Here is a 13,845-nt window from a genome sequence, read left to right on the forward strand (position 1 = left end):
CCCCGCCCGCGCCGTCGGCCCATCCCCAAGTCGGCGGTCGTCGGTTCCTGTCCGTACTGGACGGGGCCGGAAGCCGTTTTCCAACGTTCCGAGAGGTTGTTCGTGTCGGCCAGCACATCCCGTACGCTCCCGCCGGAGATCGCCGAGTCCGTCTCTGTCATGGCGCTCATTGAGCGGGGAAAGGCTGAGGGGCAGATCGCCGGCGATGACGTGCGTCGGGCCTTCGAAGCTGACCAGATTCCGGCCACTCAGTGGAAGAACGTACTGCGCAGCCTCAACCAGATCCTCGAGGAAGAGGGTGTGACGCTGATGGTCAGTGCCGCGGAGCCAAAGCGCCCCCGAAAGAGCGTCGCAGCGAAGAGTCCTGCCAAGCGGACCGCCACCAAGACGGTCGCGGCGAAGACGGTGACCACCAAGAAGGCCACCGCCACCGCCGCCCCGGCAGTTCCCGCCGACGACGACTCGGCCGAAGACGCGACGGCCCAGAAGTCCGTTGCCAAGAAGACGGTCGCCAAGAAGGCCGTCGCGAAGAAGACGGTCGCCAAGAAGGCTGTCGCGAAGAAGACCACCGCCAAGAAGGACGACGCGGAGCTGGTCGACGACGAGGCGGCCGAGGAGACCCCGGGCGCCAAGCCCGGCGAAGAGGAAGAGGAGGGAGCCGAGAACAAGGGCTTCGTCCTCTCCGACGACGACGAGGACGACGCGCCGGCCCAGCAGGTCGCCGTGGCCGGTGCCACCGCCGACCCCGTCAAGGACTACCTCAAGCAGATCGGCAAGGTCCCCCTCCTCAACGCTGAGCAGGAGGTCGAGCTCGCCAAGCGCATCGAGGCCGGTCTGTTCGCCGAGGACAAGCTGGCCAACGCCGACAAGCTCGCGCCGAAGCTCAAGCGCGAGCTGGAGATCATCGCCGAGGACGGCCGCCGCGCCAAGAACCACCTCCTGGAGGCCAACCTCCGTCTGGTGGTTTCCCTGGCCAAGCGCTACACCGGCCGCGGCATGCTCTTCCTGGACCTCATCCAGGAGGGCAACCTCGGTCTGATCCGCGCGGTGGAGAAGTTCGACTACACCAAGGGCTACAAGTTCTCCACGTACGCCACCTGGTGGATCCGTCAGGCGATCACCCGCGCCATGGCCGACCAGGCCCGCACCATCCGTATCCCGGTGCACATGGTCGAGGTCATCAACAAGCTCGCGCGCGTGCAGCGCCAGATGCTCCAGGATCTGGGCCGCGAGCCCACTCCGGAGGAGCTGGCCAAGGAACTCGACATGACCCCGGAGAAGGTCATCGAGGTCCAGAAGTACGGCCGCGAGCCCATCTCGCTGCACACGCCGCTGGGCGAGGACGGTGACAGCGAGTTCGGTGACCTCATCGAGGACTCCGAGGCCGTCGTCCCGGCCGACGCGGTCAGCTTCACGCTCCTCCAGGAGCAGCTGCATTCCGTTCTCGACACCCTGTCCGAACGCGAGGCGGGCGTCGTCTCGATGCGCTTCGGTCTCACCGATGGTCAGCCGAAGACTCTCGACGAGATCGGCAAGGTGTACGGCGTGACGCGTGAGCGGATCCGCCAGATCGAGTCCAAGACGATGTCGAAGCTGCGTCACCCGTCGCGCTCGCAGGTGCTGCGCGACTACCTCGACTAGGTCTCGGCAATTCGTCACGAAAGGGCCCGGCTCCCACGGGGGAGCCGGGCCCTTTCGTGTACGCGCGGAGTGCGAGCCCCCGCGCACTGGATCACTCTGGGTTTTCGATAACCATCCCAGAGTGAGGAGCGCGCATGCGCCGTCCCTTTGTCTCGGCACTGGCCCTTGCGGCCGCAGCGGTCGCGATACCACTGGCGTCCCCCGCCCCGGTGGCGGCCGACAGCATCATCATCGGCGGCTTTCCGGTCGAGATCTCCGAGACTCCGTGGACAGTGGCGCTGTCCAGCCGTGACCGGTTCGGGGGTACGCGCGCGGGCCAGTTCTGCGGAGGCGTCGTGATCGGCCCGTCCACGGTCCTGACAGCGGCCCACTGTCTGGGTGTGGACGTGCTGGGGGCTCCGCCGCGGCAGGTCCGCGACCTGAAGGTCATCGCCGGCCGGGAAGACCTGCTGTCGAGCGACGGCAAGGAGATCCCGGTGAGCGACATGTGGGTCAATCCCGAGTACGACAGCCATACGAATGCCGGGGACTTCGGCGTGCTCACCCTCGCGGCTCCGCTCCCGGAGAGCTCGGTCATCCGTATGGCGCCCTCTGGGGACGCCGCGTACGAGTCCGGTGCGGCCGCGACGGTCTACGGCTGGGGCGATACGACGGGCGGCGGCGACTATGCGCGCAGCCTGCGGGCCGCGCGTGTGAGCGTGCTCCCCGATGCCGCCTGCGAGAGGGCTTATCCGGGCAGCGCGGTCGGTACCTACCAGGCGACGTCCATGCTGTGCGCCGGGGAGCTCACGGGTGGGCGGGACGCCTGCCAGGGGGACAGTGGCGGACCACTGGTCGCCCAGGGGCGGCTCATCGGCCTGGTGTCGTGGGGAAGCGGCTGTGGGCGCGCAGGGAGCCCCGGTGTCTACACGCGGGTCTCCGAGGTCGTCCGGACGCTTGGCGGGTCCCGCTGAGCCTCCGGACGGGCACTAAGCGGGCGCGCTGAGCGTGACCTGCCAGGCGGTACGAATGCGGGCGGCCACTCCCTGTGTCCAGGGAGTGGCCGCCCGCACACCGGCCTGATGCCGGCACCCGCTCGTCGTTGATGCGAAGTGTCAGCGTTCTTCTTCGTTGACGCTTTCCGGAACGGACGTCAGTCGCTCCGTCTCGTCCTGTATCTCAGCGGCGATCTTCTTGAGTTCCGGCTCGAACTTGCGACCGTGGTGGGCGCAGAAGAGCAGTTCTCCGCCGCTCAGGAGGACGACGCGCAGATATGCCTGGGCGCCGCAACGGTCGCAGCGGTCAGCGGCCGTCAGCGGGCTCGCGGGGGTCAGAACAGTAGTCACGTCGCCTCTTCTCTAGCTCGACGAGCTGTCGTACCAGGGTCAACATCCAACCAGGCCGAAAACGTTCCCGCTCGTGGCCTTTCCTCGAAAATTTCTCTCCGGGGCGGCTGGCTGCTGCCAGGTGGCGGCGAATGGGCCGTATTACGTGTCTTCGTGTCTTACGGGTTCGCGCTGTCTGTCAGGGTCAGTCCTCCCGGCTGGCTTGCCGGTTGTTCTTGAGGACGTGCCCGGAGCCTAAATGGTTCATGCCCCGAAGGGAACGTGATATGTACTTCACTCCATCGAGGGATCGAACACCCATGCGACCCTGGACTAGGGTGGATTCATGCGAGGGTGGCGTTACAACGGCTCTACCAGGCCTCGGTACCCTCTGAGCGGCGACCGAAGCCCGGCCTTACCCAAAAGGGCCCCATCTTAAATTCAGCGAGGAGCGAACCGCGTGACCGCCGAGACGTCCGTGCCGTCCACAGCGTTGCTGACCGGAGCAGACCGGGACGGTTCCAACTACACCGCGCGGCACCTGCTCGTCCTTGAGGGGCTCGAGGCCGTACGCAAGCGCCCGGGCATGTACATCGGCTCGACCGACAGTCGCGGTCTGATGCACTGCCTCTGGGAGATCATCGACAACTCCGTGGACGAGGCCCTGGGCGGCTACTGCGACCACATCGAGGTGATCCTGCACGACGACGCCTCGGTGGAGGTGCGGGACAACGGCCGTGGCATTCCGGTGGACGTGGAGCCCAAGACCGGCCTTTCCGGTGTCGAGGTCGTGATGACCAAGCTGCACGCCGGCGGAAAGTTCGGAGGCGGCTCGTACGCGGCCTCCGGCGGTCTGCACGGCGTCGGCGCCTCCGTGGTGAACGCGCTCTCCGCCCGCCTGGACATCGAGGTGGACCGCAGCGGCCACACCCACGCGGTGAGCTTCCGGCGCGGCACCCCGGGAGAATTCAAGACCGGCGGCGCCGACGGTGCCTTCGAGGCGGCGAGCGGGCTGCGCAAGCTCAAGCGGATCCCCAAGACCCGCACCGGCACGCGCGTGCGCTATTGGGCCGACCGTCAGATCTTCCTCAAGGACGCCAAGCTCTCCCTGGAGGGCCTGCACCAGCGGGCTCGCCAGACCGCTTTCCTGGTGCCGGGACTGACCATCGTCGTGCGCGACGAGTACGGGCTCGGCGAGGGCGGCAGCAAGGGCGAGGAGTCCTTCCGCTTCGACGGCGGCATCAGCGAGTTCTGCGAGTACCTGGCCACCGACAAGCCTGTCTGCGACGTCCTCCGTTTCTCCGGACAGGGCATCTTCAAGGAGACCGTCCCGGTCCTTGACGACCACGGGCAGATGACGCCGACCGAGGTCACCCGAGAGCTGGGTGTCGATGTCGCGATGCGCTGGGGCACCGGGTACGACACGACTCTGCGGTCGTTCGTGAACATCATCGCCACGCCCAAGGGCGGCACCCACGTCGCAGGCTTCGAACAGGCCGTCTCCAAGACGATGAACGAGGTACTGCGGGCCAAGAAGCTGCTGCGCGTCGCCGAGGACGACATCGTCAAGGACGACGCGCTGGAGGGCCTGACCGTCGTCGTCACCGTGCGCCTCGCCGAACCGCAGTTCGAGGGTCAGACCAAGGAGATCCTCGGTACCTCGGCGGCCCGCCGCATCGTGACCAACGTGGTGTCCAAGGAGCTCAAGGAGTTCCTGACCTCCACGAAGCGGGATGCCGCCGCGCAGGCCCGGGTCGTCATGGAGAAGGCCGTCGCAGCCGCCCGTACGCGGATCGCGGCCCGTCAGCACAAGGACGCGCAGCGCCGGAAGACGGCCCTGGAGTCCTCCTCGCTGCCCGCCAAGCTCGCCGACTGCCGCAGCGACGACGTGGGGCGCAGCGAGCTGTTCATCGTCGAGGGTGACTCGGCGCTCGGTACGGCCAAGCTCGCCCGGAACTCCGAGTTCCAGGCGCTGCTGCCGATCCGCGGCAAGATCCTCAACGTTCAGAAGTCGTCCGTGACGGACATGCTGAAGAACGTCGAGTGCGGGGCGATCATCCAGGTCATAGGAGCCGGGTCCGGCCGGACCTTCGACATCGACGCGGCGCGCTACGGGAAGATCATTCTTCTTGTTGACGCCGATGTCGACGGTGCGCACATCCGCTGTCTGCTGCTGACGCTGTTCCAGCGCTACATGCGGCCGATGGTCGAGGCGGGGCGGGTGTTCGCGGCGGTGCCGCCGCTGCACCGGATCGAGCTCAGCCAGCCCAAGAAGGGGCAGGACAAGTACATCTACACGTACTCGGACCGTGAGCTGCGGGAGACGCTGCTCGAGCTCCAGCGCAAGAACGTGCGGTACAAGGACTCGATCCAGCGGTACAAGGGTCTCGGCGAGATGGATGCCGACCAGCTGGCCGAGACGACCATGGATCCGCGCCATCGGACCCTGCGGCGGATCAACATCTCGGACCTGGAAGCGTCCGAGCAGGTGTTTGATCTGCTGATGGGGAATGACGTGGCGCCGCGTAAGGAGTTCATTTCCAACTCGGCGGCTACGTTGGATCGATCTCGTATCGACGCGTAGGCGCTGCTGCGGTCCGCTGTTCGCTGTCCGGTGGGTGGGTGGGTTGGGGGCGTGCCGGTACGTCCCGCCCGTCGCCGCTGGATCAGGCGTTGGGCAGGTGGCGGGGGTCCGGTGACGCGGATGTACGCGACGGGCATGTGGACGTACCGGCACACCCCCTTCCGTGGTCTTTCGGCTGCGCGGCTGCGGGCGGGCGGCACAGCAACGGTCTCCGGCTCCGGCGGGGAGGGCTCCTCAACTCCGGCCGGGGAGCGCTCTTCACCTCCGGCTGGGCGGTCTTCGGGGCTGTCCCCCCACCCGCGCTCCCGCCCACTCGCCGGGGCTCCACTCTTCATCTCCGGCCGGGGAGATCTTTCAGCCTGTCCGGCGTTTGAGGACGAGGCCGTCCAGGCCGACGGCGGGGGTCTGGGGGCGGCAGCCCCCAGGTACGGGATGGGTAGGGGCGGAGGGGGCGAAAAACGTCCTTGCCCAGCTGGCGGCACCGGTTCAGGGGGCTGGGAGTCAGCCGTGTTGTGTGGGGCTCCACCCGTGGGTGGAGGTCTGGTGCGGTCAGAGATCCACCCGTGATCCACCCGGGCTCCGATCTGCTGATCAGCCATTTTCCGTAGCGTCGAAGGCGTCGACAGCTCCCGCTGCCGGCATCCGCTCCTCGTCCACGGAGGCCGTGATGTCTGGGCTGATCAATGCCTTGGCGATCTTCGCCGTTGTCGTTCTGGTGATCGTGCGCCAGTTCCGCGCGCAAAGGATCAGTGCGGACAGGCGCTGGTGGATCCTGCCTGCCGTTCTGGGTTTCATAGCTCTGCGAGAGCCGGGGCTGATCGACGCGCACCATCAGACTGAGGCGATTCTCCTGCTTGGCGCGGAGCTGCTCATCGGCCTGGCCACCGGGGCCGGTTGGGCGTGGACCACCCGGATATGGGCGGCACCGGACGGCACGGTGTGGGGCAAGGGCACCAAGGCGAGCGTGGCCGTATGGATCGTCGGCATAGGTCTGCGCGTGGGTCTGTTCGGTATCGGGGCCCTGCTCGGTGTGGACCAGGACGCCACTGCCATGGTGCTGGCAGCTCTCGCTGCCACGCTGCTGGTCCGCTCCGGAATTCTGGCCTGGAGGTCGCGCTCTTTGCACCCGGCGAGCCTGCGGGGCGCGGCGTACGGTGACGGCGTGCCCCAGGCCCCGTGGAAGGAGCGTGTGTGACGGAGAACGTCTGGACGCGCTGGCCCTCCCGCGAGGCACTCTCCCGAGCGGGAGTGGCCCGGCCCCGGCGCCTGCTCGCCTGGGCCACGCGTGTCGGCGCCGTCGGCATTCTCCTGGGGACGACCTTCACCGACAGTGAGCTGCAGGGCTGGGGCGTCGCGGCGGGTGTGCTGGGAGTCGTTGCGTGTGGAGCCGCAGCGTGGGCTTTCTGGCGGACCACGCTCGAACACCGGCTGTTGCCTTCGCTGGGGCTGCTCGTGCTGCTGCTCGGGATAGCGACGGTTGGGCAGAGTGTCGGATTCCGGGTTCCGGCCCTCGTCCTGTGGTGCGGGTGCGCCGTCAGTGCCATTGAACGGTTGCCTCTCGCGGCGGCACTGCCTGCCACCTCCGTGGCGCTGGGGGCGTACGCGGTGGTCAACAACGATGTCTGGCTGACCACCCTGGCCACCACGGCGGGCCTCGCCCTGGCCGGGTACGTGCTGCGCCTTGACGCGGAGGCGCGGGGGGGTGCGCAACGACTGCTGGCTCAGGAGCGTGCGGCGCGGGTGGCGGAGGCGGATTCGGCGGCGCTCGCGGAGCGGGCCAGGATCGCGCGGGAGATCCACGACGTGCTGGCGCACAGCCTCTCGGCACAGCTGGTCCACTTGGAGGCGGCCCGTCTGTTCATCGAGCGCGGTGCCGACAGGGAGACGATCCTCGAACGGGTCGTGGCGGCAAGGGGGATGGCGCGTGAGGGGCTCGCCGAGACCCGGCAGGCGCTGTCCGCCCTGCGCGGCGAGATGTCCCCGGTTGAGGATTTCCTGAGCGAGCTCGTCGCGACGACCGACGGTGCCGACGTCACCGTGACGGGTGAACGGCAGCCGTTGGGCGCCGAGGCTTCGCAGGCGGTACGCAGGGTCGCTCAGGAAGCTCTGACGAACGTCCGCAAGCACGCTCCGGGCGCCAAAGTTCAGGTTCGGCTGGACTACGGCGAGGGCGAAGTGACGCTGGACGTACGGGACTCGGGCGGGCCGAAGGGTGAGCTCAGCGGTTCCGGCGCCGGGTACGGTCTGCTGGGCATGCGGGAGCGGGCCGAGTTGCTGGGTGGCTCCCTGGAGGCCGGGCCGGACGAGGAGGGGTTTTTTTTTGGTGACGCTGAAGGTGCCCGTATGACGGAGGGGGAAGGGAGGAAGCCGGCACGGGTCGTGGTGGCGGACGACCAGACCGTGGTGCGCGAGGGCATCGTGATGCTGCTGGGGCTGTTGCCCGGCATCGAAGTCGTCGGGGCGGCCGGGGATGGGAACGAGGCCGTGGCTCTTGTCGCCGAACTCGCCCCGGATGTGGTGCTGATGGATCTGCGCATGCCGCGTTGCGACGGTGTCGAGGCGACCCGGCGCATCCGTGCCGAGTACCCGGGAACGCAGATTGTCGTGCTCACCACGTACGAGGACGACGAGTCTCTGTTTCCCGCGCTCAGAGCGGGAGCTCGCGGCTATCTGACCAAGGACGCGGGAGGTGACGAGATCGTCAGAGCCGTGCGGAGCGTGCTTTCCGGGGAGGCGGGACTCTCGCCGAGTGTCCAGCGGCGGCTGCTCGAGCGGCTGTCGGAGCCGGAGCCGGTCGCGCCCCCGGAGCCGCCGGACGGGCTCACCGCGCGCGAGACCGAGGTACTGCTGTTGATCGCCGAGGGCCTCACCAACCAGGAGATCGCCCGCGAGTTGCATGTCTCCACTGCGACGGTGAAGACCCATATCAACAACCTCTTCGCCAAGACGGGGGTCAAGGACCGTGCTCAGGCAGTCCGTTACGCCTATGGGAAGGGTCTCGTACGGCCACCCGCAGGCTGAGTCACCTGATGGAGTGAAGACCGCGGAGAGAAGAGTCCGGGATCTTCCCGATCTGCACATCCTTGGGCACGCGGCCGAAACGGGCCGCGGACAAGGAGAGTTCGGTGGAGAAGCACGACGGTCGTGACACCGGGAAGGTCCGGTTCGACGACCCCTGGTACGACGCGCTTGCCTCCGGCTGGGGTGAGTTGGACGGCACGGGTGCGCCCACTCCCGCCGTGCCGCCCGCGCACCCGGAGCAGGAGCGTCGGACGGGCGGGGCGGCCGACGTCTATCTGGAGGTGCAGCGGAGTGCGGCCTTCCAGGAGGTGCGCAGCCGGTACCGGAGGTTCGTGGTCCCGGGCTTCGCCGTCTTCTTCACCTGGTACGTCGGTTACGTGGTGACGGCGACGACGGCACCTGGCTTCATGGCCCGGCCCGTTGCCGGCGCGGTGAACGTGGCGATGGTCGCGGGGCTCGGACAGTTCGTCACCACCTTCCTGTTCACCTGGGCGTACGCGAGGCATGCGCGGCTGCGTAGGGACCGGCCCGCGCTCGATCTGCGCTGGGACACCCAGGAGCTGACCCGGAGCGTCAGAGGTGGTGAGCGATGAGCGGCAACCATCAGACACTGGCGCTGCTGCTGTTCAGCGCGTTTGTCGCGGTGACGCTGGCGATCACGACGTGGGTGAGTCGCAACCGGCATGGTTCGGCTGAGGAGTTCTATGCCGGAGGGCGATTGTTCTCGCCGATGGAGAATGGTTTTGCCATCTCCGGCGACTACATGTCGGCGGCGTCCTTCCTCGGCGTCACGGGTCTGATCGCACTCTTCGGCTACGACGGGCTCCTGTACGTGGTGGGCTTTCTGGTGGCCTGGCTCGTGGTCCTCTTCCTGGTCGCCGAACTGGTGCGCAACTGCGGGCGGTTCACGCTCGCCGATGTCGTCGCGGCCCGGATGAGCGAGCGGCCGGTGCGGATCGCGGCGGGAACTTCGTCGGTGACCGTGTCCGTTCTGTACCTGGTGGCGCAGATGGTGGGAGCGGGCAGCCTGGTCGCGCTGCTGCTGGGGGGCACGAGCGAGGCGGCGCGGAACTGGACGGTGATCGGCGTCGGCGCGCTCATGGTGATCTATGTGTCGATGGGCGGAATGCGGGCCACCACGTGGATCCAGATCGTCAAGGCGGTCCTGTTGATGGGCGGGGCCATCGCCCTGACTGTGCTCGTCCTGGTCCGGTTCCACGGGGACTTCAACCAGCTGCTGCGTTCGGCGGCAGACCGAAGTGGACACGGTGACGCGTTTCTCGCGCCCGGGCTGAAGTACGGCGGGGACTGGACGGCACGGTTCGACTTCATCAGCCTGGGACTCGCGCTGGTGCTGGGCACGGCCGGGCTGCCGCACATCCTGTCGCGGTTCTACACCGTGCCGACGGCGCGGGCCGCGCGTCGTTCGGTGGTCTGGGCGATCGGCCTCATCGGGAGCTTCTACCTGATGACGTTCGTGCTGGGCTTCGGCGCAGCGGCGATCGTCGGTCCGGAAGCGGTGCGTGGGTCGAACGCCGCGGGGAACACGGCGGTTCCGCTGCTGGCGCTTGATCTGGGCGGCGGCGCGAACTCGACGGGAGGAACGGTTCTGTTCGCAATCGTCGCCGCCATCGCCTTCGCCACGATCCTCGCGGTCGTCGCCGGAATCACCCTCGCGTCCTCGGCGTCCGTGGCGCACGACCTGTACGCGTCGCTGCGACGAAGGCGGGCCAAGCCGCGCAGCGAGGTAGCTGTGGCGCGCACCGCGGCGGTCGGTATCGGCGTGGTCGCGATCGCGCTCGGACTGCTCGCCCGAGATCTCAACGTGGCCTTCCTGGTGGGCCTCGCCTTCGCGGTGGCCGCGTCCGCGAACCTGCCGGTGCTGCTGTACTCGCTGTTCTGGCGGAGCTTCACGACGCGCGGCGCGGTGTGGGCCGTGTACGGGGGTCTGGTGCCCGCGCTGGTGCTCGTGCTGCTGTCACCCGTGGTGTCGGGGAGCCCCGAATCGCTGTTCCCGGGCGCCGACTTCCAGTACTTCCCGCTGCAGAACCCGGGCCTCGTGTCCATCCCCCTGGGCTTCCTCGCGGGCTGGCTGGGCACGGTCACCTCGGCGGAGCCGGCGGACGAGGCCAAGCACGCGGAGACCGAGGTGCGGTCGTTGACGGGGGCCGGGGCTGTCTGAGGGGCCGGCCGGCGACTTCGAGGGTGCGGCGGCGACTGTGAGAGTGCGGTCGATGACTGAAGGCGCGGTCGACCACTGAGGTTGCGGCCGAAGACCGACCATGGCGTTCGTGGCGAAGGCGGCGGCCGGCCGGGAGTCCTCGTCTGTGTCCTCAAGTGCGGGTCGCCCAGACGTAGCGATGCTCAGGGCGGCCCGCGTCGCCGTACTTCAGGGTTAGCCTGGCCCGTCCCGTGCGTTCCAGGAGCTTCAGATAGCGCTGGGCGGTCTGCCGGCTCAGTCCGGTCTCCTCCGCGATCTCCTGGGCCGACAGAGGGCCTTCGGACTTCACCAGGGCGCGGCGTACGAGCTCCGCGGTCGTGGGGGAGTGGCCCTTGGGCAGGTCTGTCTCCGTACTCGCCGACAAGGCGCCGAAGATCCGGTCCACCTCCGCCTGTTCGGCCTCCCCGCCGCCGTCGAGGGTGCGGCGCAGATCCGCGTACGCCTCCAGCTTCGCGCGCAGGCCCGCAAAGGCGAACGGCTTGACCAGGTACTGGAGTGCGCCCTGCCGCATCGCCGCCTGGACCGTCGAGATGTCACGGGCGGCGGTCACCATGATGACGTCGGTCTGGTGGCCGCGTCGGCGCATCTCCTGGACAACCGACAGGCCCGTGTCGTCCGGCAGATAGTGGTCCAGGAGGACCAGGTCCAGGTGGGGCAGCGCCTCCATCCGGCTCAGCGCCTCGGCCGCGCTGTGGGCCTCGCCCGCGACATGGAAGCCCGGCACCTTCGCCACGTACGCGGCGTTGACCCGCGCGACCCGGATGTCGTCGTCCACGACCAGGACCTCGATCATCGCGACCCTTCCTTGGCATCCATGGTGGTGGTGACGGTGGCGGTGGCGGTGGCGGATTCCGGAGGCTGGTGCGGCTTGGGCACGGGCCGGGGGTCTGTCGCTGGTGCGAGGCCTGCCTCCCGTGTGAAGCCTGCCTCCGGCTGGAGGTCTGCCTCCGGTATGAGACCCGCGTCCGGGGTGTGGCCAACAGCTGGTGCGCGGCCGGTGTCCGGCGCATGATCTGCACCGGGTGTACGACCTGCATAGGGCGTCTGCCCTACGTCCGGTGCGGAACCCGACTCCGGCTCGAACCCCGGTTCCCTGAGTGCCTCCGGCAGTACGACGGTGAACTCCGCGCCCCCGCCGTCGGCCTCGGCCACCTGCGCGCTGCCGCCCTGCCGTTCGGCGAGTCGGCGCACCAGGGGGAGACCGATTCCGCGCTTGCCGTGGGCGGGGGGCTTCTTGGTGGACCATCCGTCGGTGAAGATCAGTTCCCACCGATCCTCCGGGATTCCGGGCCCGGTGTCCCGTACTCGCAGTACGGCGGTACGCCCCTCGGCGCGCAATTCGACCTCCACGCGCGCGTGGGGCGTGCCCGCGACGGCGTCGAGCGCGTTGTCGACCAGGTTACCGACGACGGTGACCAGTCCCCCCGGGTCCACCAGCCGATCCGGCAGGAGAGTCGCGTCCGAGATCCACAGGGCCACGCCGCGCTCGGCCGCGACCGAGGACTTGCCGACCAACAGGGCGGCGAGCAGCGGATCGTGAACCTTTTCAGTGACCTGTTCGGCGGTGACCCTGTGGTCCCCGACCACCTCGCCGACGAACTCCTTGGCGTCGTCGTACATCTCCAGTTCGAGCAGCCCCAGGACGGTGTGCATCCGGTTGGCGTGCTCGTGGTCCTGGGCGCGCAGGGCGTCGATCAGGCCGTGTGTGGAGTCGAGTTCGCGGCCGAGTTGCTCCACCTCGGTGCGGTCGCGCAGCGTGGCCACGGCGCCGCCGTCGTCCGTGGGCATCCGGTTGGCGACCAGGACACGCTGGCCGCGGACGGTGAGCAGGTCGGTGCCGGTGACTCGGCCGGCCAGCACATCGGTCGTACGGCCCGGTCCGAGTGCGTCGTCGAGCGGCCTGCCGATGGCCTCGCCGTCGAGTCCCAGCAGGCGCTGTGCCTCGTCGTTGAGGAGGCGTACGCGGCCGCCGCGGTCCAGCGCGACGACGCCCTCCCGTATGCCGTGCAGCATCGCCTCGCGCTCCGCGAGCAGCGCCGAGATATCGGAGAAGGCCAGGTCACGGGTCTGCCGCTGGACCCGGCGGGAGATCAGATACGCGGCCAGCGCACCGACAGACAGAGCGCCGCCGGCGTACGCAAGCAGTCCGGGGATCGCGTGGATCAGCCGGGCCCGCACGCTGTCGTACTCGATGCCGACCGAGATCGCGCCGACGATGTCGCCGTCGGCGTCGCGCAGTGGCACCTTGCCGCGGGCGGAGCGGCCCAGAGTGCCGTCGTCGATATCCATGACGTCCTTGCCGGCCAGGGCCTGGCTGGGATCGGTCGAGACGACCTTGCCGATCTGCGTGGCATCGGTGTGCGACCAGCGGACACCGTCCGTGTTCATCACCACGACGTACTCGGCCCCGCTGGCCTTCCGTATCCGCTCAGCCTCGGCCTGTACGGGCCCGTCCACGGACGGTGGTGTCGTCCGGAGGTCCTCGGCGATCTGCGGCTGGACCGCCGCGGTCTGAGCGATCGCGAGCGCGCGGCGCATCGCCTGGTCGTCCAGCTGTGCACTGAGCGGGGCGAGGAACAGCCCGGTCGCGAGTACGACGACCCCGGCGGCGATCGCCACCTGCATCAGCAGTACCTGCGAGAACACCCGCCGCGGCAGACCGAGGCGCAGTCGTCGTACGGGGGGAGTGGGGCTCATGGCTATGACGGTACGGCGGTGGGTGGGTTTTGCCGTAGGGGGGTGTGGCGTGGATCTCCTGATCGCCGTGTTTGTGGGCCGGGACAGGAAGCATCCAGGACGGCTGCTGACTACGCCGTGCACCCTCCGCACGATCGGCAGGCGGGGGAATGACTGACGGATCTGCTGGAGGTGCCCAGGTGATCGGAAGCTGCATCCCTCGGTGTACTAGGTCGAGTCGGACTCGCCCGCTTACGCGCCGGCTCCGAGGTCGCCGCCGAGCGGCGCGTGGTGGTGCTGTCCCACAGCCAGTACGGATCGCCCTGGTCCGGCCGGCGCGCTTCGCGGCGGTCGCGCCGCGTCGCCCCGGCTGCCGGTCCTGATGGGGCACGTGGGCC

General features: G+C 68.7%; 10 protein-coding genes and 1 pseudogene. 8 read left to right on the forward strand and 3 right to left on the reverse strand.

Going from position 1 to position 13,845, the window contains the following annotated elements:
* Positions 1–102 precede the first annotated feature (102 nt).
* The gene (locus AB0N66_RS00135) at positions 103–1,641 is read left to right on the forward strand and encodes an RNA polymerase sigma factor (protein WP_365426115.1); all 1,539 of its coding nucleotides are present in this window, start codon (positions 103–105) and stop codon (positions 1,639–1,641) included.
* A gap of 134 nt (positions 1,642–1,775) precedes the next feature.
* Positions 1,776–2,594, forward strand: a complete 819-nt coding sequence (locus AB0N66_RS00140; RefSeq protein WP_365426118.1) for a serine protease — start codon at positions 1,776–1,778, stop codon at positions 2,592–2,594.
* Positions 2,595–2,735: 141 nt separating this feature from the next.
* Here the strand turns inward: AB0N66_RS00140 and AB0N66_RS00145 are convergent, their stop codons facing one another.
* A complete protein-coding gene (locus AB0N66_RS00145; RefSeq protein ID WP_365426120.1) occupies positions 2,736–2,966 on the reverse strand; it encodes a hypothetical protein in 231 nt (76 codons plus the stop codon).
* Positions 2,967–3,405: 439 nt separating this feature from the next.
* On the opposite strand from AB0N66_RS00145, the gene AB0N66_RS00150 reads away from it, so the two are divergent.
* The 6 genes and pseudogenes from AB0N66_RS00150 to AB0N66_RS00175 all read left to right on the forward strand — a co-directional run bounded on the left by AB0N66_RS00150 (position 3,406) and on the right by AB0N66_RS00175 (position 10,732).
* Positions 3,406–5,529, forward strand: a complete 2,124-nt coding sequence (locus tag AB0N66_RS00150; protein WP_365426123.1) for a DNA topoisomerase IV subunit B — start codon at positions 3,406–3,408, stop codon at positions 5,527–5,529.
* Between the two features lie 667 nt (positions 5,530–6,196).
* Entirely contained in the window at positions 6,197–6,724 is a 528-nt protein-coding gene (locus AB0N66_RS00155; protein WP_365426126.1) for a DUF1453 domain-containing protein, read from the forward strand.
* Positions 6,721–7,876 (forward strand): annotated as a pseudogene (locus AB0N66_RS00160) (sensor histidine kinase). The gene AB0N66_RS00155 and the pseudogene AB0N66_RS00160 overlap by 4 nt, the downstream one beginning before the upstream one ends.
* Positions 7,873–8,550, forward strand: a complete 678-nt coding sequence (locus tag AB0N66_RS00165) for a response regulator transcription factor (protein ID WP_365426129.1) — start codon at positions 7,873–7,875, stop codon at positions 8,548–8,550. Before AB0N66_RS00160 ends, AB0N66_RS00165 begins: the two are co-directional and overlap by 4 nt.
* 104 nt (positions 8,551–8,654) lie before the next feature.
* On the forward strand, positions 8,655–9,143 hold the full coding sequence (locus AB0N66_RS00170) for a DUF485 domain-containing protein (protein ID WP_365426132.1): 489 nt from the start codon (positions 8,655–8,657) through the stop codon (positions 9,141–9,143).
* On the forward strand, positions 9,140–10,732 hold the full coding sequence (locus tag AB0N66_RS00175; RefSeq protein ID WP_365426135.1) for a cation acetate symporter: 1,593 nt from the start codon (positions 9,140–9,142) through the stop codon (positions 10,730–10,732). The genes AB0N66_RS00170 and AB0N66_RS00175 overlap by 4 nt, the downstream gene beginning before the upstream one ends.
* A gap of 151 nt (positions 10,733–10,883) precedes the next feature.
* On the opposite strand, the gene AB0N66_RS00180 is transcribed toward AB0N66_RS00175, so the two are convergent.
* Together AB0N66_RS00180 and AB0N66_RS00185 are read right to left on the reverse strand one after the other, a co-directional pair.
* On the reverse strand, positions 10,884–11,564 hold the full coding sequence (locus tag AB0N66_RS00180) for a response regulator (protein ID WP_365426137.1): 681 nt from the start codon (positions 11,562–11,564) through the stop codon (positions 10,884–10,886).
* Positions 11,561–13,468: a sensor histidine kinase gene (locus AB0N66_RS00185; protein WP_365426140.1), complete on the reverse strand. Its 1,908-nt coding sequence runs from the start codon at positions 13,466–13,468 to the stop codon at positions 11,561–11,563. The genes AB0N66_RS00180 and AB0N66_RS00185 overlap by 4 nt, the downstream gene beginning before the upstream one ends.
* Between the last annotated feature and the right edge of the window lie 377 nt (positions 13,469–13,845).

Origin of the sequence: Streptomyces sp. NPDC093544 (assembly GCF_040683495.1) — a bacterium.
GTDB lineage: Bacteria > Actinomycetota > Actinomycetes > Streptomycetales > Streptomycetaceae > Streptomyces.